This is a genomic window from Pelagimonas sp., from assembly GCF_050633425.1.
GTDB lineage: Bacteria > Pseudomonadota > Alphaproteobacteria > Rhodobacterales > Rhodobacteraceae > Pelagimonas.
Map to the genome: position 1 here is coordinate 275,185 of NZ_JBOEGM010000012.1, position 19,309 is coordinate 294,493.

Annotated in this window: 20 protein-coding genes and 1 pseudogene; 6 read left to right on the forward strand and 15 right to left on the reverse strand. The window is 55.1% G+C overall.

Annotation, left to right across the window (positions count from 1 at the left end; genetic code table 11):
* Positions 1 to 338: 338 nt before the first annotated feature.
* The 3 genes from ACRBB0_RS10490 to ACRBB0_RS10500 form a co-directional block, all read right to left on the reverse strand.
* Complete coding sequence (locus tag ACRBB0_RS10490; RefSeq protein WP_431374383.1) at positions 339 to 1,373, reverse strand: fatty acid desaturase; 1,035 nt, start codon at positions 1,371 to 1,373, stop codon at positions 339 to 341.
* A 171-nt stretch (positions 1,374 to 1,544) separates the two neighbouring features.
* Complete coding sequence (gene pssA, locus ACRBB0_RS10495; protein WP_431374384.1) at positions 1,545 to 2,282, reverse strand: CDP-diacylglycerol--serine O-phosphatidyltransferase; 738 nt, start codon at positions 2,280 to 2,282, stop codon at positions 1,545 to 1,547.
* Positions 2,283 to 2,299: 17 nt separating this feature from the next.
* Positions 2,300 to 2,968 (reverse strand): phosphatidylserine decarboxylase, encoded by a 669-nt coding sequence (locus ACRBB0_RS10500; protein WP_431374385.1) that lies wholly within the window; start codon positions 2,966 to 2,968, stop codon positions 2,300 to 2,302.
* A 173-nt stretch (positions 2,969 to 3,141) separates the two neighbouring features.
* Here ACRBB0_RS10500 and ACRBB0_RS10505 point away from each other — a divergent pair, with 173 nt between their 5' ends.
* The gene (locus ACRBB0_RS10505; protein WP_431374386.1) at positions 3,142 to 3,903 is read left to right on the forward strand and encodes a hypothetical protein; all 762 of its coding nucleotides are present in this window, start codon (positions 3,142 to 3,144) and stop codon (positions 3,901 to 3,903) included.
* Positions 3,904 to 4,057: 154 nt separating this feature from the next.
* Entirely contained in the window at positions 4,058 to 5,602 is a 1,545-nt protein-coding gene (gene murJ, locus ACRBB0_RS10510; RefSeq protein ID WP_431374387.1) for a murein biosynthesis integral membrane protein MurJ, read from the forward strand.
* Positions 5,603 to 5,606: 4 nt separating this feature from the next.
* Here murJ and ACRBB0_RS10515 read toward each other — a convergent pair whose 3' ends face one another.
* Positions 5,607 to 6,293 (reverse strand): rhomboid family intramembrane serine protease, encoded by a 687-nt coding sequence (locus tag ACRBB0_RS10515; RefSeq protein ID WP_431374388.1) that lies wholly within the window; start codon positions 6,291 to 6,293, stop codon positions 5,607 to 5,609.
* 74 nt (positions 6,294 to 6,367) lie between these two features.
* Here ACRBB0_RS10515 and trpS point away from each other — a divergent pair, with 74 nt between their 5' ends.
* Positions 6,368 to 7,399: a tryptophan--tRNA ligase gene (gene trpS, locus ACRBB0_RS10520; RefSeq protein ID WP_431374389.1), complete on the forward strand. Its 1,032-nt coding sequence runs from the start codon at positions 6,368 to 6,370 to the stop codon at positions 7,397 to 7,399.
* 71 nt (positions 7,400 to 7,470) lie between these two features.
* Here the strand turns inward: trpS and ACRBB0_RS10525 are convergent, their stop codons facing one another.
* From ACRBB0_RS10525 to ruvC, 5 genes are read right to left on the reverse strand one after another with little or no spacing between them, the layout of a single operon-like run.
* Positions 7,471 to 8,115: a hypothetical protein gene (locus ACRBB0_RS10525; protein WP_431374390.1), complete on the reverse strand. Its 645-nt coding sequence runs from the start codon at positions 8,113 to 8,115 to the stop codon at positions 7,471 to 7,473.
* Positions 8,115 to 8,408 (reverse strand): hypothetical protein, encoded by a 294-nt coding sequence (locus tag ACRBB0_RS10530; RefSeq protein ID WP_431374391.1) that lies wholly within the window; start codon positions 8,406 to 8,408, stop codon positions 8,115 to 8,117. Before ACRBB0_RS10530 ends, ACRBB0_RS10525 begins: the two co-directional genes overlap by 1 nt.
* Positions 8,409 to 8,428: 20 nt before the next feature.
* Positions 8,429 to 9,457, reverse strand: coding sequence for a Holliday junction branch migration DNA helicase RuvB (gene ruvB / locus ACRBB0_RS10535; RefSeq protein WP_431374392.1), 1,029 nt, complete (start codon positions 9,455 to 9,457; stop codon positions 8,429 to 8,431).
* Positions 9,458 to 9,475: 18 nt separating this feature from the next.
* A complete protein-coding gene (gene ruvA, locus ACRBB0_RS10540) occupies positions 9,476 to 10,144 on the reverse strand; it encodes a Holliday junction branch migration protein RuvA (protein WP_431374393.1) in 669 nt (222 codons plus the stop codon).
* Positions 10,141 to 10,629 carry a crossover junction endodeoxyribonuclease RuvC gene (gene ruvC, locus ACRBB0_RS10545; protein ID WP_431374394.1) on the reverse strand — a complete coding sequence of 163 codons (489 nt, stop codon included), beginning with the start codon at positions 10,627 to 10,629 and terminating at the stop codon, positions 10,141 to 10,143. The genes ruvA and ruvC overlap by 4 nt, the downstream gene beginning before the upstream one ends.
* A 323-nt stretch (positions 10,630 to 10,952) precedes the next feature.
* On the opposite strand from ruvC, the gene ACRBB0_RS10550 reads away from it, so the two are divergent.
* Positions 10,953 to 11,159, forward strand: coding sequence for a DUF1127 domain-containing protein (locus ACRBB0_RS10550; protein WP_431374395.1), 207 nt, complete (start codon positions 10,953 to 10,955; stop codon positions 11,157 to 11,159).
* A 131-nt stretch (positions 11,160 to 11,290) separates the two neighbouring features.
* On the opposite strand, the gene ACRBB0_RS10555 is transcribed toward ACRBB0_RS10550, so the two are convergent.
* The 3 genes and pseudogenes from ACRBB0_RS10555 to ACRBB0_RS10565 all read right to left on the reverse strand — a co-directional run bounded on the left by ACRBB0_RS10555 (position 11,291) and on the right by ACRBB0_RS10565 (position 13,903).
* Positions 11,291 to 11,635 (reverse strand): hypothetical protein, encoded by a 345-nt coding sequence (locus ACRBB0_RS10555; RefSeq protein ID WP_431374396.1) that lies wholly within the window; start codon positions 11,633 to 11,635, stop codon positions 11,291 to 11,293.
* A gap of 104 nt (positions 11,636 to 11,739) precedes the next feature.
* On the reverse strand, positions 11,740 to 12,612 hold the full coding sequence (locus ACRBB0_RS10560; protein ID WP_431374397.1) for a 50S ribosomal protein L11 methyltransferase: 873 nt from the start codon (positions 12,610 to 12,612) through the stop codon (positions 11,740 to 11,742).
* A gap of 62 nt (positions 12,613 to 12,674) precedes the next feature.
* Positions 12,675 to 13,903 (reverse strand): annotated as a pseudogene (locus tag ACRBB0_RS10565) (MFS transporter).
* 185 nt (positions 13,904 to 14,088) lie between these two features.
* On the opposite strand from ACRBB0_RS10565, the gene ACRBB0_RS10570 reads away from it, so the two are divergent.
* Complete coding sequence (locus ACRBB0_RS10570; protein ID WP_431374398.1) at positions 14,089 to 15,150, forward strand: YeeE/YedE family protein; 1,062 nt, start codon at positions 14,089 to 14,091, stop codon at positions 15,148 to 15,150.
* Between the two features lie 168 nt (positions 15,151 to 15,318).
* On the opposite strand, the gene ACRBB0_RS10575 is transcribed toward ACRBB0_RS10570, so the two are convergent.
* Both ACRBB0_RS10575 and ACRBB0_RS10580 read right to left on the reverse strand, forming a co-directional pair.
* On the reverse strand, positions 15,319 to 16,080 hold the full coding sequence (locus ACRBB0_RS10575) for an ABC transporter permease (RefSeq protein ID WP_431374399.1): 762 nt from the start codon (positions 16,078 to 16,080) through the stop codon (positions 15,319 to 15,321).
* Entirely contained in the window at positions 16,077 to 17,012 is a 936-nt protein-coding gene (locus tag ACRBB0_RS10580) for an ABC transporter ATP-binding protein (RefSeq protein WP_431374400.1), read from the reverse strand. Before ACRBB0_RS10580 ends, ACRBB0_RS10575 begins: the two co-directional genes overlap by 4 nt.
* A gap of 147 nt (positions 17,013 to 17,159) precedes the next feature.
* Here ACRBB0_RS10580 and ACRBB0_RS10585 point away from each other — a divergent pair, with 147 nt between their 5' ends.
* Positions 17,160 to 18,137 carry a DMT family transporter gene (locus tag ACRBB0_RS10585; RefSeq protein ID WP_431374401.1) on the forward strand — a complete coding sequence of 326 codons (978 nt, stop codon included), beginning with the start codon at positions 17,160 to 17,162 and terminating at the stop codon, positions 18,135 to 18,137.
* Positions 18,138 to 18,199: 62 nt separating this feature from the next.
* On the opposite strand, the gene hemE is transcribed toward ACRBB0_RS10585, so the two are convergent.
* The gene (gene hemE, locus ACRBB0_RS10590; RefSeq protein WP_431374402.1) at positions 18,200 to 19,231 is read right to left on the reverse strand and encodes a uroporphyrinogen decarboxylase; all 1,032 of its coding nucleotides are present in this window, start codon (positions 19,229 to 19,231) and stop codon (positions 18,200 to 18,202) included.
* Between the last annotated feature and the right edge of the window lie 78 nt (positions 19,232 to 19,309).

Below are 19,309 nucleotides of genomic sequence, written 5' to 3' on the forward strand. Positions count from 1 at the left end.
CAAACTGGTGCACAGTCTGCTCCAATCCGTCATGCCCAAGGCATGCATTTGTCCTTGCTGCGTCCCGTATATGAATGGGGCCAGATACAGTGTTTGAAGTGCCCCTAGATGGGCTTGTCGAGAACATAGTCGTCGAAACGCCCGCCACCATTGGTGGCGCGACCTATCGCCAATCAAGACCGAGACATGCAGCTTCGGCCGCCCCAGTATCATGCTCGGTGTCATACTCGGCATCGCAATAGCCATGTGACCACAGTTGCCCCACTAGCGCTTGTGAACCGGGCACGACAAAGCCGGCCCTCGTTCAAAAGGACCGGCCCAAAAATGGGTTAAGCTCGTTATCCGTAAATCGCGCGGGCCTGTCTAAAAGACAAAAGACGCCGCGTCTTTTCATCCCAAAGGTGCAACCGGGCTGATGCAAAGCTTTCCCGGATAGTCATCCGGTTTGAGCTCGCCAGCTCAGCATGATCACGGAGCACTTCTGGCAGACGGTAAAACGGGATCCGGCTATAAAGATGATGTACATGGTGAATACCGATATTGGCGCTCAGCCACTGCAGCACCGACGGCAAAACATAGTAAGAACTGCCATGCAAAGCTGCATCGTGTAACTGCCAGTCTTCGTCCGCATCCCAATGGGCGTTTTCGAACTGATGCTGCACGTAGAACAACCACATCCCTGCTGTCGCGGCCATCAAAGTAGATGGTACGAAAATAATGAGAATGGGCGCCCAGCCGCCGGCCCAGTACATCACTGCCAGCGCAACAATCAGCGCTAGGTTGGTCAACATCGCGCTGATCCAATATTTCCCCATATTCATCAAGCCAAGCGGCAGGCGGTTTTGGAGAAAAAACAAATAGCTTGGGCCGAAGCCAAACAGGACGACAGGGTGCCGGTACAGACGGTACGATAGACGGCCAAACCAGCTTTCGGCTTGGTATTCAGCGACGGTCATCGTGTGAATGTCACCTATACCGCGACGACCAAGATTGCCCGCCGAACTGTGGTGGATCGAGTGCGTCCTGCGCCAAACGTCATAGGGGGTCAACGTCAAGACCCCAAGAACCCGGCCCAGCCAATCATTGGCGTGCCTGTTCGAAAAGAATGATCCGTGGCCACAATCATGTTGGATTGTGAACAATCGAACAAGAAAAACACCAGCAACCAAGGCCAGCACAAATGACACCCAATAGCTGATATCAAGTGCCCACCACGCCAAAGCCCAAAGAGCAATGTAAGGCAAGGCTGTCGCAGCCACCTCAAACCAGCTTTGCTGCCAGTTTGGGTCGCGATACCGCGAGAGTAGTTTCACCCAATCACGTGGGTCACGAGGTTCGGACTGCTCCGCCGAAGGATCTGATTGTCGGTCCATGCGCCTGTACTGTTGTCGTAGGTTTCAGCCTAGATACCGGATTGCAGAAGTATCGCAACGTCAATATCGTCTCAGGCGGATTATGATTGGGTTAATCACACCTAAAAAGCGGGAATTTGCCGTAAATCGTCCCCCGGCGGCATTGGGAAACACCTCGAATGAGGCGCGGCTCTAAGTTTTGCGTTCGACGAACCAAGCCCAAACGACCGTCGCAACATATGCGAGACACAACGTCATCAACGTCAGCCATGCGTAAGTCAACAGCGCCGCGAACACGATTGAAAGCCCGAAAAAGAAGTATTTCAGGCTGCTGCGCGATATTTTGGTCGCTTTAAAAGACCAGGTTGGAATTTGGCTAACCATCAATAGCCCCACAAGAATGATGTACAAACACAGTACCAACCCGGGCAGGCCGCCATCTTGTGGGAATGCAAACGACCAGTAAAGAGGCATCATCACCAAATAGGCCCCTGCTGGTGAGGGAACCCCCTCAAAAAACGCGCTGGAGCCTTCGTTTTCAGGCGATTTGTTGCTGACATTGAAGCGAGCCAGCCGCAGCACACAACACATGGCAAAAACCAAAGCGGCAAACCACCCGATTCCGCGCACATCCTGCAGAGCCCAAAAATACAATATTAGCGGTGGAGCAACACCGAAATTAAGGAAATCCGCCAGGGAGTCCAGCTCCGCGCCCATTTCGCTGTCGCTTCCCAATGCCCGCGCCAAGCGTCCGTCCAGCCCGTCCAAGACCCCGGCAACCAGAATCAGCTGAACAGCCAGCAAGTAGTTGTCCTGCGCCGCCATTCGGATCGCGGTCAGACCCGCACAAATTGCAGCAATCGTCAGCGCGTTGGGCAACAGCTGAATCAGCGAAAATTCGCGTTCTGGTTTTTCATTGGGCCGTGTCATGCGTGACTTGACCAGCCTCAAGCCTGTGCCGTCAAGTCGGCAAGAACGGTTTCACCAGCAATCATAGTCTGGCCAAGTTGCACCATCGGGTCGACACCGTCAGGCAAATATACGTCCAAACGTGAGCCAAAGCGGATCAGACCAAAACGCTCACCTGTCCGCAACTTGGCACCAGGCTCGACAAAGCAAACGATCCGACGCGCCACCAACCCTGCGATTTGCACAACGGCCAAATCTCGACCATCGGCCATTTCGATGCGCAGGCTGTTGCGCTCATTGTCTTTGCTGGCTTTGTCCAAAGAAGCGTTGAAAAACTTGCCAGGGCGGTAGGCTACCGCTTTGACCTCGCCTGCAATTGGAGCCCGATTCACGTGGCAATTGAACACGCTCATAAACACGCTCACACGGGTCAGGGGCGCATCGGCCATACCCAATTCAGCAGGCGGCACCGCTTTTTCAATGAGCGAAACAATTCCATCGGCGGGGCTAATGACCAAGCCTTCTTTTTGAGGCGTTACACGCACCGGGTCGCGGAAAAAATAATAACACCAGATGGTCAATCCGATGCCAATCCAGCCGAGCGGCTCCCAAATGAGTGACAGCACAAAGGTGATCGCCGCAAAAATAGCGACAAATTTTATGCCTTCGGGATGCATCGGCTTAATAAAGGTATCGCGCATACGCATGGCAGTCACTCTCCTGTGTGCTGGGTTCGTTGTGTCTTAAGTGCTTGGGCCCTGAACGCAAGGGGGCAGAGCGTCCCGATCTGTCGTTTCATGCCATCTTGCGCAATATTCGAAATCAGTTGTCAATAAATTTGCGTCATAACCCACGTTGATCAAAAACGACGAGGGGCAGAATGCACCGCTATATTTCGGCATTTTGGATTTTTGTGCTGTCCGGATTTGTGATGTCCGGCATTGGTTCGGCATCTTGGGCTGAGCAATTGCCAATGGCAGACCGCGCCAGCGTCTTTGGCAAACGGCAGCCGCTCTTTGCGACATCCGGTACCGCAGTCGCAGCACCGCACAATCGTAGCAGCTTATTCGCAGGCCAATCAGCCGGAAGCCTTTTGGCCCCTTACCCAGCCCGAGCCAAGCAAAAACCCACGTCTGCAAGGTTCAGCCTTGGGATGACATCGAACAGCCCATTGGCTCGAATCCGACATTTGATTGCCTCGGCCGAAGCCGGGAAAATGGGATACGACGCGGTTCAACATGCGGCAAAGCGTAAACCAAAAAAGCGCCCAACAGATATGACCGTTCAAGAGATTTACACTTGGATTGCCAATACGCCAGGCCAACAACACGCCATTGGTCGCTATCAGTTTATTCCCGCGACCTTACGCAGATTGGTCAAGAAACGGGGGGTGAGTCGCCACGCGGTTTTTGACAGGAAACTACAAGACGAATTGGCGGACGAGCTCTTGGCCGAAGCAGGCGTTCACAAAATGATGTCTGGAAATCTGACTCGCCGACAGTTTATGCATAATCTGGCCAAAATCTGGGCAGGTCTCCCAACATCATCGGGCGAATCCTATTACAAAGGCGTCGCAGGCAATAAAGCCACCATGAGTTGGGCGCATTTTGACAGCGAGATGCGGCGAATTTTTCCCAGCTAAGCAGCAGAACACCAGCGACCACTTCAAAGGCGGCAATATTCCTGTTTGAGGTCCTTCAACGCCAAGAAAACGGGGGGCCACCCACCGGGACCGCCAAACCGTTTACCCTGACGATCAAATCCGCTAGGCCTGCCACAATCAAAGGGCAGCGATCATGAAACCAATCAAACTGATTTCCGGCGTGATGACCGTCGGCTTTTGGACACTTATGAGCCGCGTTTTGGGGTTCGCGCGCGAAATCATGATTTTGAGCCTGATTGGCCCCGGCCCCGTGATGGATGCCTTTGTTGCAGCCTTTCGACTTCCGAATATGTTCCGACGCTTCTTTGCCGAAGGCGCATTTAACGCCGCCTTTGTGCCGATGTTTTCCAAGAAATACGAAGCCGACGAAGATCCCTTGGGCTTTGCGCGCAACGCGCTGAGCGGTCTGGCTTTCGTCTTGCTGATCCTGACCGGCATTGCGATGGTCTTCATGCCTGCGCTGGTTTACGCCACCGCGGGAGGATTGGCCGAAGACGGGCGGTTTGATCTGACCGTCGGATTTGGCCGCGTTGTTTTTCCCTACATCTTCTTTATTTCATTGGCAGCACTATTGTCCGGTGCCTTGAACGCCACTGGCCGTTTTGCCGCCGCAGCGGCCGCACCGGTCCTGCTCAATATCTTCTCGATTCTGGCCATGGCCACCGCCCATATTATCGGCGGCAATGTCATTATGTGGCTGGTCTGGACGGTCCCTTTTGCGGGTATTGCACAGCTTTCCTTGGTTTGGGTGGCGGCGGACCGTGCTGGGATCAAGCTCCGCCCCTCACGTCCCCGCTGGTCATCTGATATGAAAATGCTGGTTGTGACCGCTGTTCCTGCTGCCCTTGCGGGTGGCGTCATGCAGATCAACCTTTTGGTCGGGCAATGGGTCGCGTCCAGCTTTGATAATGCAATTTCATGGCTTTATTCTGCTGATCGCCTGTACCAGTTGCCTCTCGGTGTTGTCGGTATTGCGGTTGGAATTGTCCTACTTCCTGACCTGTCGCGCCGCCTTAAAGCCCAAGACGAAACCGGCGGACGCGAAGCATTTTCGCGGGCGGGTGAGTTGTCTTTGGCCCTGACGGTCCCGTCTGCCGTGGCCTTGATGGTCATCCCTCTGCCATTGGTTTCGGTTCTCTTTGAACGCGGGGCCACGTCCCGGTTGGACAGCGAAGCCATTGCCTTGGCCGTCGCTATTTACGGGCTTGGTTTGCCAAGTTTCGTACTCCAGAAAGTATTGCAGCCAGTTTATTTCGCCCGCCACGATACCAAAACGCCATTCCGTTACGCGGCTTGGGCCATGGTGATCAACGCAGTTTTGGCCTTTGGCCTCGCTCCGGTCATCGGATGGATTGCGCCTGCCATTGCGACCACCACAGCAGGATGGGTTATGGTCGGAATGCTGGCTTACGGCACCCGGCGCATGGGCCCGGTCGCCAGCTTTGACAGCCGTTTCTACGCGCGTATCTGGCGAATTTGCCTCGCTTCGGCAGTGATGGGGGCCGTACTCTGGACCAGCCACAGCATGCTCGCAACTTGGCTCTATTCCGACTACATCCGCTATCTCGCCCTGTTGGCACTCATTTGCATCGGTGCCGTAAGCTACGGCGTGTCTGGGCAAATGCTCGGGGCTTTTCGCGTGGCTGAGTTGCGCGGCATCGTCAAACGCCGCAAGTAACCGATCAATTCCTACGCACGAGATCCAGGAACCGAGACCAGCCGCCGGGAACCAAAAGGACCGTAATGGCGAAACCAGCTGCGAATCCAGCAAGTTCGGCAACCCATGAGTTGTCCCCGCCCAATAAGAGTGCGAACAGAAATTGCACCACCAAAAGCATGCCGATCAAGCGAAAGGCTGTAATTTGCGGTGCTCCCAGCGCGCCCAGCTTGGCCCACATAAAGTAGGTGAAGCCGCCAATAAGCCCGTATGCTGGTGGATAGGCTCCGATCAAAATACGCGGATCATCCAGAGCGACCCCATAGGCCAGCGCCCCGACGATTGACGTGCCAAAATAGATCACCACAAATTTCCAAGCGCCCAAAGCTTCGGCCACGATTTTGCCCATCGCCAACAGGATCACCATCGCAAATATGCCGTGGGTGAAATTGGCATGGACAAAGACGTAGGCGACAAATCGGATCACATGTTCGACTGGCCATTCACCCGTGGCTATCATCCATTCGAAAACTTTGTCCGAGAACCCAAACCGCTCCCATCCTTCGATTCGCCAGCCAACGGCAGACCGCCCACCGACTAGTCCGCGCTCGGCCAGGTTAAAGACCAATTCGACACCGGCCATGACCAGAAAAAGGGCCACCACCACCGGCGGCATCGGGTTCACGGGGCGTTCATTATGTGGGTGCGTCATTTCTGCTCTTTCTTGACGGGGCGTCGCACCATGGGTAAGCCAGCCGAGTTCATTATTCCAGACGGAGAAATCTCATGTCCGAGGGCGTCCAAACCCCTCCCGCTTTCACCAAACGCGTCTTTTCCGGAATTCAGCCTTCCGGTGGATTAACGCTTGGCAATTATCTCGGTGCGCTCAAGCGTTTTGCTGAGGTACAAGAACAAGATTACGAAACCGTTTTTTGCATGGTCGATCTGCATGCGATTACTGTCTGGCAAGACCCCGACAAGCTGGCCCATGCCACGCGTGAGCTATGCGCCGGTTTCATCGCTTCGGGTGTTGACCCCAAAAAGTCGGTCTTGTTCAATCAATCCCAAGTGGCCGAACACGCCCAATTGGCATGGATTTTCAACACCGTAGCGCGTATGGGCTGGATGCAGCGCATGACGCAGTGGAAAGACAAAGCCGGTAAAAACACGCAAAACGCGTCTTTGGGCCTGTTCGCGTATCCGGCACTGATGGCGGCGGATATCTTGCTGTATCATGCAACGCATGTGCCGGTCGGTGACGACCAGAAACAGCATGTCGAACTAACCCGCGACATCGCGGCGAAATTCAACCATGACTATAAGGTCGACTTCTTTCCGATCACAGAGCCTGTGATCGAGGGCGCCGCAACGCGGGTTATGTCTTTGCGTGATGGGTCGAAAAAGATGTCGAAATCCGACCCCTCGGATATGAGCCGCATCAATATGACCGACGATGCCGACGCAATTGCATCCAAAATTCGCAAGGCCCGTACCGACCCCGAAGGCTTGCCTTCGGAAGCGGAAGGTTTGAAGGATCGCCCAGAGGCACGTAATCTGGTCAACATCTATGCGGCATTGGCCAATCAGTCGGTTGACCAGGTGCTTGCCGATGTTGGCGGCAAACAGTTTTCGGAGTTCAAACCGATGCTGAGCGAATTGGCCGTGGCCAAGTTGTCGCCGATCTCGACCGAAATGGCGCGCTTGATGCGGGACCCGGCCGAAATTGATGCGATTTTGCGCGACGGTGCTGACCAAGCCCGTGCAATTGCTGCACCGGTTTTGGAGCGGACATACGAAATCGTTGGCATGGTTCGCTAACCAAATAAACGCGCCATTGGTTATTAAGGTCCATAACCAGTGGCGCGTTTTGCAGTGTCTAGGCTTGTGACTTATTTGCCAGCCGGGTCTGCACGTCCGGCAACAAGGCGCGCTGACAATCTCAAGGCGTGGCTTGGGTCTTGGGCAACCACCGGCATCACAGGATCATAGGCCGCCCGGATAATCGCCCCGATTTCAGGGTGCAAAACCACCTGATTGTTTTCGAGTTTGGCCAAAGGCGAGCGATTGGCAAAAGCCGTCTCGGACCACAACAAGAAGACTTGTGCGACTTGCGACAGCGCCAAATCTTCCGCCGCCTGTTCCGCCAAAGCTTGGTCCATGCGCAAGAAAACAAAGGCCGCCTGAATGGCCCCCGTATCGTCAAACCGAAACACTCGGTATTGATTGGCCCCCGTCTCACTCAGCCGTTTGACCATTGGTTCCAGCCCGTCGATCAACCGACCAAGATCCGGAACGCCCAGCAATTCATCCCACTCACGCAAAAAGAACATCATGACGTTTGAGCCAAGCTCAGGGTCCGTTTCGGCCATCTGGTGACCGGACAGCACACATAGGGCCTCAAAAGCCCCCTTAACGATGCTGAGGGAGTCATCTTCAACGCCAAAAACGATCGGCACAATCGGCCTTCCCCAGCGCGCGCAGAGGTAGGAACCATCGTTGCGAGTGAACAGCGTTTCTATGTCTTGCGGTGTCATCACGTCTCCTGCGGCAGATACCTGCCCCATTTGGTCATCAAAGCGTTGGCCGGGTTTACCCCTTCTCGGGCGGCCAAGACCAGCAGGAATCCGAACACATCGGCAATCTCGTTGGCCAAATCGTCATGCGTCCCGCTGCCCCGGCTTTCACCATGATATTGCAACCACGCGCCCATAAGTTCACCCATTTCCTCGCTCAGCTTCATCACTGCAAATCTGGCGTCATTAGGGGTTTCGAACCGCTGCGCATAAATATCAGAGATTTTAACTGACATCACAGTCAAGTCAGCCAAGCTTGGTTCCGGCGCGATGTTCATTTCTCAAACAAATCCGTTTGGCCAGGTGCCTTTGGCGCAGCCATCCCAAGATGCGTCCAAGCCTTTTGCGCCAGCATACGTCCGCGTGGCGTCCGTTGAATAAGACCCTGCTGCAGCAAATATGGCTCAACGACTTCTTCCAACGCATCACGGCTTTCGCTCAGCGCGGCTGACAGGGTTTCGATCCCAACGGGACCACCCGCATAGTTTTCCGCGATCAGCTTCAGATAACGACGATCAGCGCCATCGAGCCCCAGGCTATCAACCCCAAGCCGGGTCAATGAACTGTCCGCAAGCGCCTGTGTCACAACACCCCCGCCTTCGACGACGGCAAAATCAACCACCCGGCGCAAGAGCCGCCCGGCGATACGTGGTGTTCCGCGAGCACGGCGGGCGATTTCAAGCGCGCCATCGCCTTGCATGGTCACTCCAAGCTTGCGGGCATTGCCTGCGACAATCGTCTCTAGCTCGGGAATTTCGTAGAAATTCAGCCTCGTTGGAATGCCAAACCGGTCGCGCAAGGGCGTTGTTAGCAGGCCCAAACGTGTTGTGGCCCCCACAAGCGTAAAGGGCTGCAATTCGATCCGAACCGTCCGCGCTGCAGGGCCTTCACCGATGACAAGATCAAGCTCGTAATCTTCCATCGCGGGGTAAAGCACTTCTTCAACGGCTGCATTAAGACGGTGGATTTCGTCAATGAACAACACGTCGCGCGGTTCCAAATTGGTCAGGATCGCCGCCAAATCCCCCGCCTTGGCCAAGACGGGGCCAGATGTCATGCGAAAGCCAACGCCAAGTTCGCGTGCCATAATCTGCGCCAACGTGGTTTTGCCAAGGCCCGGTGGTCCGTGAAACAAGGTGTGGTCCATGGACTCGGCTCTTTGGCGTGCCGATTGGATGAACACCCGGAGATTTGCCCGCGCGTCGGCCTGCCCGATAAAATCATCAAGCATCTGCGGCCGCAATGCACGGTCACGGTCTTCTGGTAATTGTTCGGGGCGCAAGGAGGGATCTGGTTCAGTCATATAGAGTCTCTATGCGCCTCAGTTGGCAGGTGCGAGCAGTTTCAAAGCCGCCCGGATCAAAGTCGCAGTGTCTGCGTCGGGATCGTCACCGGCGGCCTGTGCAACCGCCCCTGCCGCTTCGCCGGGCGCATAGCCAAGGTTACCAAGCGCCGAAAGCGCCTCGGGTTGGGCAGATGCATTGGCGCGGGCTAGTTTGCGTTTGGGCGCAGGTTTTTGAGGTGCTTCGATCACGTCTTCGATGACATCATCCGCCACGGTTGGGGCTCCGCCGCTCATCGCCATAACGCTTGGGGCTTTGTCTTTCAGTTCAATGACAACCCGCTGCGCGGTTTTGGGACCGACCCCTTTGGCCACTTTGATCGAGTTCCAATCTTCAAGCGCAATGGCGCGGCTGACGCCATCGGCGCCCAATGCCCCGAGAATTGCCAGCGAGGCCTTGGCTCCGATGCCTTGAACCCCCATCAACAGCCGAAACCACTCCTTTTCCACCAGTGTCGGAAAACCAAACAGCTGCAGCAAATCTTCACGCACCAGAAGGTCAGTATATAAAGCCGCAGCTTCGCCCGCGCCGGGCAATGTCGCCAAAACCCGATCCGTACAATAGACGACATAACCCACGCCGCGCACGTCAATCAGAACGTGGTCCATGGCCTTGTATTCAATTCGCCCAGCAATCCGTCCAATCATGCCCGCACCTTCATTCTGTTTACGCTTTGGTGATGGGCGTGGCAGATCGCAATCGCCAGCGCATCCGCCGCATCCGGCCCCGCCAATTGCACCCCCGGCAACTGCATCTTCACCATATGTGCGATTTGGTTTTTGTCCGCATGGCCAACACCAACAACGGTCTTTTTCACACTATTGGGAGCGTATTCGCCAATGGGCAGCCCAAATTGCGCGGGCACCAGCAATGCGATACCGCGCGCTTGACCCAATTTCAGAGTACCAACGGCGTCTTTGTTAACGAAAGTTTTTTCGACCGCGGCGATGTCAGGGGTGAATTTATGCAGCACATCGGTCAATTGTTCATGCAATGAGAGCAATCGATTCGCCAATTCTGTCCCTGTTGAGTGGCAAACGCCGTTGCCAATATGCCTGAGTCGGCTTCCGTCGACCTCAATCACACCCCATCCGAGGTTCCGAAGACCCGGATCAATTCCCAAAACTCGCATTGCTGCCCGCTTATGTTGTTTTTTATACACGAGTAGCACGAAACGCGAACAAACGCCAAGGTTAATGCGTCATGTCACGTTTGCGACGCGCTCTATCCAATAGGCGACAGACGCCCCTGAAAACCGTCGCAAAGGAGTAGAAATACGACATATCCAGAGTCGTATTTTCACCTTTTATTGCCTGTTGTTAACTACGTTTCGCGCCATGCATAAACTGCATATAACCCATGCAAAAAACACGCCTTGTCGGAACCTCTTGCCCAAATTATGTGCGGTTTCAGAACGACAATACTTACTCCCAAACATACCCAAGGAGACTAGACATGGCCGCAATCGACCAGACCCGCCCCTTCGTAGCCGCTGGCTCCGCCAAAGGCTTCGGCACCTTCTTTGCGACTTTCGCAAGCGCGTTTGTCGCGTGGAAAGACGCACGTCAAACACGCCGCGCATTGGCGTCGCTCTCGGACCGTGAGCTTGATGACATCGGCCTGAACCGCGCTGACATCGACGTCATTTCTGGCCGTTACTAAGCCGTTTCAACCGTGTCCCATCTCCCCTTGGGGCGCGGTTTGATTGCGCAAGTTCACTCCCGAACCAGCCAGACAAAAAAGCCGCGCCTCCTGGATAGGAGCGCGGCTTCTTTTATGGCTGGCACCTTGGATCAGGTCACAAAGGGTGTCAGCGCCTCTGCGATCTTGGCGGTGATCGGGTCAATCTGCATCAAAAATGCACCAACTTTGTCCGACACTGTTCCAATGGCCAAAGCATCCACATGCCCTTGGTAAACACTCTCACCAAGCCAATAAAGCACAAAGCTTTTGAACGTGAACAAACCAACGATCGACATAACCAAAAAACGCAACGCGTAATTTCCGGTTTTGTTGTCCGGCACTTGGATGAACCGGCCGTCTTTGGTTTGTTTGTTGACGTAACCCCGCGCCATGCGGGTATGTTTTTTTCGTAACGCCTTCTGGCGGTTGTCAAATGACTGGAGGGAATCTTCCATGGCAGCCTCTAATGGTCCGGCCCCCACCGGATACCCTTTTGATACTGCCAAATTACGGCAAAAATTGGGCAAATGTGGCGAATTTTCCTTAAGTCAGGCGAAAATTAACCAGTTTTGCGGAGCGTTAGCGTCACCCATTCACCGATTGTGTCACGACGAACAAGGTTAACCCCGTTGGATTTATAAACCTCTACCACGTCATCGGCTTGACGGGTCAGGATGCCAGATAGGATCGCGTATCCGCCGGGCTGCAGCGCACGGGCCATATCCGGGGACAGGTCAATAAGTGGTTGTTTTAGGATATTGGCGAACACAAGGTCATAAGGTGCACGTTCCGCCAGCTTGGCATGGCCAAACCCGGCGGCCTCCACACAGACCACTTTGTCATTCAAGTTGTTGGCGGTGACGTTGGCTTCGGCGACTTCGACAGCAACCTCATCAATATCCGACACAATCACCGGGTCAGGCCAGATGCTCGCGGCCCCCATACCCAGAACCGCGGTGCCACAGCCGATATCGGCTACGTTTTTGCCGACGAACCCGTCGGATGCCAATCGGTCGAGCGCCTCAAGACAGCCCTGAGTAGTGCCGTGGTGCCCGGTTCCGAATGCCATCGCTGCTTCGATCAAAAGCGGCACGCTGTCGGCGGGCACTTTGTCCGCGTCGTGGCTGCCGTAAACAAAGAAACGACCCGCAACGACCGGCGTCAAATCGCGGCGCACCTTGTCGACCCAATCCGTATCGGGAACTTCGGAAACGACAAATGGATCCGCCCCAAAGGCTGCCGCAACCAATGTCAGCTCAATATCGTTCGGCTGTTCTAGGAAATAGCCCCCAACTTCCCAGGTTTCGCTTCCATCTTCGATCTCGAAAACGCCGATACCGGTGGGTTCGGGCTCCATGCTTTCAAGCGCAAGGCCCAGCGCCTCAGCAGCGTCTTTAGAGGGCAGTTTGGTAAAAGCGGTGAAGGTCGGCATGGGTCTCTCCGAATGCGGGTTCGCGCCCTCCTACACCATGCCCGCGCCCTGCACCAGCGCGCCTATTCAGCAGGAGCAGGAAGACCGCGCGCAAAAACGGTCTCATAGCCGGGTTCAGGATGGCGCGCGATCATCAACGCCAAGGCAAGGCTCATCGCCGCCATTGATGCCGCCAGTCCAAACACCGCCCCCGGTGAAATCAGCCACAAGTATCCAAGCAGCGCTGGCAGGAAGACCGCCGCGATATGATTGATCGTAAAGGCTACGGCCGCGGTTGGGGCAATGTCAGCCGGATCGGCAATCTTTTGGAAGTAGGTCTTGAGAGCCAAGGCCAACGCAAAAAACAAGTGATCAGTTACATAGAGAACCGAAGCGAGCAAAACGCCCCAGCCGAACCAATAGATGCCCCCATAGGCCAGAAAAACGCCGATCAACCCGACATATTCAAATATCAGGGTCCGCCGTTCACCAAACCGCGCGACAGCATGGCCAAAGACCGGTGCCAGGGCGATATTGGCAACGAGGTTGATCAAATAGAGGCTGGTAATTTGATGAACGTCAAAACCAAATCGTTCGACCATCATGAACCCTGCAAACACCACAAAGATCTGTCGGCGGGCCCCAGCCATGAATTGCAGAGCATAATAGAGCCAATAGCGGCGGCGCAGAATGAACTTTTTAACCTGTGGATTGGGGCTTTCGAACTGACGAAATCCAACAACGCAATAGGCCACGATCAACAGGGTCAGACCACCCGACGCCATAAAGACAGAGTTATAAGAGAGGCCCAGCCGCTCCCACGTCAGGACAATCACAATATACGCAACCAAAGTGGCGGCAGACCCTGCGGCGATTAGCCAACCAAGCGTTTTGGGTGCCTGATCCTTTGGGAGCCATTGTAATTGAAGGCTTTGATTGACGGTCTCGTAATAATGAAACCCGATAGAGCTAAACAGGGTGACAAACATGATGCCGCCAACACTGGGAAACCATGCGGTCACGCCGGTTGCGACCCCCAGCAAGGCCAGCGACAACATCGCCAAGACTTGTTCGCGCACAAACAGGATCACCAAGATCACGCCAACGGCAAGAAAGCCCGGAATTTCACGAACCGTGTGAAGCCATCCAATGTCAGAGCCGTCAAATTGCGCCACTTCGATGACAAAGTTGTTGAGAAGTGCCGACCACGTGGCAAAGGACAAAGGCATGGCCAAGGCCATCAAAACAAGAGCGTCACAGGGCGCTGCCAGATCGGCAATGCTTGGGCATCAGACAGGGATATGGATTTCATATCACGCGTCTACGCCTTCACGCCGGATTTGGCGAGTCTGGTAACGGTGCGCAGATGCAGAGGTCAGGCGTACCTACACACATTCAACAAAAACAAATAATAAAATGCGCATGCGTATGACATAGGTCAAGGCATCTACCGCCCCCTCACGGCACTTTTCGTCAAAGTCAGATAAGGAGCGACGCATGGACCTTGTTCCCTTGGTGGAAAACATCGGAGAAAGCCCGACGGCAGCGCTCTTTGGCTTGATAACCGGCATCATTTTCGGTGTGGCGGCCCAGCGGTCACGGTTTTGCCTGCGCGCGGCAACTGTGGAATTCGCCCGTGGCCGGATGGAAGACAAGGTCGCGGTCTGGCTTTTGACGTTCTCGACCGCCGTTGTCTGGGTTCAAGGGGCGCAGTTATTGGGCCTGATTGATACCGGTGAAGCGCGCATGATGGCCGTTCCCGGAAGCTGGTCAGGTGCAGTCGTCGGTGGATTGATTTTTGGTGCTGGCATGGTGTTGGCGCGCGGATGTTCGGGGCGGCTTTTGGTTTTGGCCGCAACTGGCAACATGCGATCCATCGTGTCGGGCCTGATCTTTGCCGTCGTCGCCCAGATGAGCCTGACCGGATGGCTCGCCCCAATACGTGATTCAATCGCATCCCTATGGGTGACATCGGGCGGACGCAACATGGATCTCATAGCCAGCGCCCATTTGCCCAAAGAAGCGGGCCTCATCCTGGGATTGCTGACCGCTTTGTTGGCGTTAGAGCTTTCGCGTCGCAACAAAATTGGTTTTTCGCGACTGGTATTCGCCTCGGGTGTCGGGTTCGCTGCTGCTGTTGGATACGGTCTGACATATGCCCTGTCGCAAGTCGCCTTTGACCCTGTGCAGATCGAAAGCCTGACGTTTACCGGACCCTCTGCCAACACGTTGATGTTCTTTCTTGATCGCAATTCGATACTAGAATTCGACATCGGCCTTGTGCCCGGAGTGGTTGTGGGTTCTTTCCTCTCGGCAATCCTGGCCAAAGAATTTCAGTTTCAGGCCTTTGAAGGGGCAGGTCCGATGCGCCGCGCGATGATCGGTGCTGTGATGATGGGGTTTGGCGGCATGCTTGCTGGCGGCTGTGCAATCGGTGCCGGTGTCAGCGGTGGCTCGATTTTTGCCGGAACGGCTTGGCTTGCGCTCTTTTGTATGTGGATCGGTGGCATGGTCACGGATGTGGCCATGGGCGGGCGTCGGGAAGCGGCCCCGATCTAAGATCATCGTATTCTGGCTGAGGTCGATAAATAGCCAAGACAGGCGCAAATCAACGGCCTTAAATGAGAGGGCAATCACAGGGCACGAGCAGCGTGGGTTTGGCAAAACAACGCGGCTTGCGGGACAGGAGCGGGGCGGTGAGGCCTTTCCGCTCCTGTTTCCTTTTGGTTATTGGCGAATGCGCCAGCCGGTTTTGAAGATCCACCAAATCGCCCCAAGGCACAACGCGGTAAAGCCACCAATGGCCAAAAGGCTCGTTGCGATTGGAACATCTGCGACGCCAAAGAAAGACCAGCGAAAGCCAGAGATCAGATAGACCACCGGGTTGAATTTGGTAATGACCTGCCACGCCGGCGGCAGCATCGAGATCGAGTAAAATGCCCCGCCCAAAAAGACCAACGGCGTCACAACCAGTAGTGGGATCAGCTGCAACTGTTCAAAGTTCTTGGCCCAAATCCCAATGATAAAACCGAACAGCGAAAAGCTGATACAGGTCAGAATCATAAACAAGATCATCGCCACCGGATGCGCGATTTGCAGATCAACAAACAAGGCCGAAGTCGCGAGGATCACAACGCCAATGAACATCGCTTTGGTCGCTGCGGCTCCCACATAACCAAGGACAATTTCCAGAAAATTCACCGGCGCGGAGAGGAGTTCAAAAATTGTGCCGATGAATTTCGGAAAATAGATTCCAAAAGACGCATTAGAGAGCGCTTGGGTCATCACGGACAGCATAATCAGGCCCGGTACGATAAAGGCCCCGTAACTGACCCCTTCGACCTGGTCGATCCGCGACCCAATCGCCGTGCCGAACACGACGAAATAAAGCGACGTCGAGATAACCGGCGAAATGAAACTTTGTGCCAAGGTGCGAAAGAACCGCGCCATTTCAAAGCGGTAGATTGATACAACGGCTTGCCAGTTCATGCGACGCCCTCCTCTTGGCCGTGGACCAGACCGACAAAAATATCCTCAAGCGAGCTTTGAACCGTATTCACATCGCAAACCTTGAGCCCCGCATCAGGCAGAGCCGCCATCAAGCGACCAATCCCGGTGCGATCTGCTTTTGCATCAAAGGTATAAATCAGGGTGCGCCCCTCATCCGCCAGTTTTAGATCATATTGAGCCAACGCCTCGGGCACGGCATCCAACGCCTCAGTGATCTCAACCCGTAGTTCTTTTTGGCCCATACGCGCCAAAAGAGCCTCTTTTTCCTCGACCAAGAGAATTTCGCCGCCATTGATGACGCCAATGCGGTCGGCAATGGCCTCAGCCTCTTCGATATAATGCGTGGTCAGAATGATCGTGACGCCATCGCGTTTGAGCTCTTGGACCGTTTCCCACATGTCGCGGCGCAATTCGACGTCAACACCTGCAGTTGGCTCATCAAGAAAGAGCACCCGCGGTTCATGGCTGAGCGCTTTTGCAATCAGCACCCGGCGCTTCATACCCCCGGACAGTTCCATCACCTTGGCATCGCGTTTGTCCCAAAGGGACAGTTTGCGCAACACCTGCTCGACAAAGGCATCGTCACGCGGCTTGCCAAACAATCCCCGTGAAAACCGAACCGAATTCAGAACCTTTTCAAAAGGCTCAAGATTGATCTCTTGTGGAACCAATCCGATCAGGTTTCGCGCTTCGCGGAAGTTCTTGACGACATCGTTGCCGCCGACTGTAATCGTCCCGTCTGTCGGCAACGTAATTCCACAGACCGCCGAAATCAGGGTCGTCTTACCGGCACCGTTCGGGCCGAGCAGAGCCAAAATCTCGCCTTCCTCAATATCAAGCGACACCCCTTTAAGCGCTTCAAAGCCACCCTCATACACTTTCCGCAACTCGCGGATATTCACCATCGCCATTCTCGGTCCCCCGTTTGCGCTCGCCGTAAACTAGTTGTGATCCCCGCAAACGCAATTGTTCAATCTTGCACATCACCCATGCATTCAAATACCCCGTATGTCGCAAACAGACTGGACCGCGCGATTTTGCCCAGATAGGGCTGCGGTATGACATCCGAAAAACTCAACCGCCCCGCGATGGGGATTATGTTCATCTTGATGGGTGTCGCGGCAATTTCCGTTAATGACCTATTGGTCAAGATGCTGTCCGGAGGCTATCCGCTGCATCAAACCATTTGGGTGCGTTCCTTTGTGGGGCTGATGTTTTCCCTAGTGTTTTTGTATCTCGAAGGCGGGGTCAAGATGTTGCGTACATCGACCCCCGGCATTCATGCCTTACGCGGGATCTTGATCGTGTTCGCCAACATGACATTCTATGCCGCCGTTGCCGTTATGCCATTGGGCCAGGCCACAGCGCTGTTTTTTGTCGCGCCTTTGTTCATCACGCTCTTGTCGATCCCCTTATTGGGGGAGCCGGTCGGACCACTTCGCTTGGGCGCTGTGGTCGTCGGATTGATTGGCGTCATTATCGTTCAACAACCTTGGAGCGACGAAGGAACGGTCTCACGGTGGGTGCTCTTCTTGCCGGTCATCGCGGCCTTTCTGTATGCATTCACCCAAGTTTTGACCCGCAAGTTGGGTGTCTCAACCCCAGCGTCCGCCTTAGCTGTCTACATTCAATCGACATTTCTGATCGTATCCAGCGGCTTCTTCCTGATCGCTGGCGATGGAAGGTTTGCAGAAGGTGTAGACAATGAAAGCGTGACGTTTTTGCTGCGCGCCTGGCGCTGGCCTGAGGCCCAAGATGTACCAGTGTTCTTGGGTCTCGGGTTGTGCTCCGGGGGCATCGGCTATTGCCTCAGCGCCGCTTACCGATCGGCCAATGCGGCAACCATCGCCCCGTTTGAATATATCGGCCTGCCGTTGGCTCTCTTCTGGGGCTGGTTGGCGTTTGGCGAATGGCCGGATGCGGCGATGTGGCTAGGCTGTGCGCTGATCATCGCGGCCGGCCTGTTCGTTTTCCTGCGCGAACAGTTCAAAAACCGCCCCCAGCCCGGGCGTCGCGGACGATGGGGGCGTCGTTAGAACGCAACCACGCGTCTGGCCCCAAAATCCGTATAGGAATTTTGCAGCGCCAGCCGGATCGCTTAGACCTTGCCGCGAACTGCGTCGATCATGAGCTGCACATTCTCAGGATCCGCATCCGGTGTAATGCCGTGACCCAAGTTAAAGATATGCGGCCCACCTGACAGAGCTTTGACAATACGCTTGGTCTCATCAACCAGAGTTTGCCCACCCGTCACCATGTGACTGCTGGCGAGGTTGCCTTGGACACAGCCGCTGGTTTGCACATGTTTCGCGGCCCATTCAGCCGTCACACTGTCATCAAGAGCCACACAATCGGCACCTGTTGCCTCATGGAACCCGATGTATTTATCACCCGCCTGACGTGGAAACGCGATGACCGGAAGGTCGGGAAAACGTGATTTGAGCTCTCCGGTGATGATACGCGCCGGTTCTTTGGCATAACGATCAAAGTCATCGCCTTTCAGCGACCCAGCCCAACTGTCAAAGAGCTTCACAACCTCGGCCCCGGCCTTCACCTGCTCAGTCAGGTAATCGATGGTCGATTCAGTCAAACGGTCGATGACTTTCTCAAACAGCGCCCGGTTCTCCTCTTTAAGAGCATGGGCTGGCCCTTGATCCTTGGTGCCTTTCCCCGCAATCATATAGGTGGCCACCGTCCAGGGTGCGCCCGCAAAACCGATCAGAGTCGTCTCCTCAGGAAGCTCTTTACGCAAAAGCCGCACAGTCTCATAGATCGGGTTGAGCGTGTCGTGGATCATCTCACCACGCCCCAGCTTGTCAAAATCCGCGTCCGAACCGATGGTCGACAAACGGGGACCTTCGCCAGTGACGAACCAAAGGTCCATACCAAGCGCTTGAGGCAACAACAGAATGTCGGCAAACAAGATCGCCGCATCAAAACCGTAACGGCGGATGGGCTGGAGTGTCACCTCAGCCGCGAGTTCGGAATTATAGCACAGCGACAGGAAATCCCCTGCCTGCGCGCGGGTCGCTTTGTACTCCGGCAGATAGCGCCCCGCCTGCCGCATCATCCAGATCGGCGGTGTTGGCAATGTCTCTCCGGCAAGCGCACGCAAAATGGTTTTGGTCATGGGGCACCCTTCCTCTTTGCCCTCTCGTCCCGCGCCTGAGACAGGATGTCAAGCGCAGCCCATTGTCACCCCGCCCCT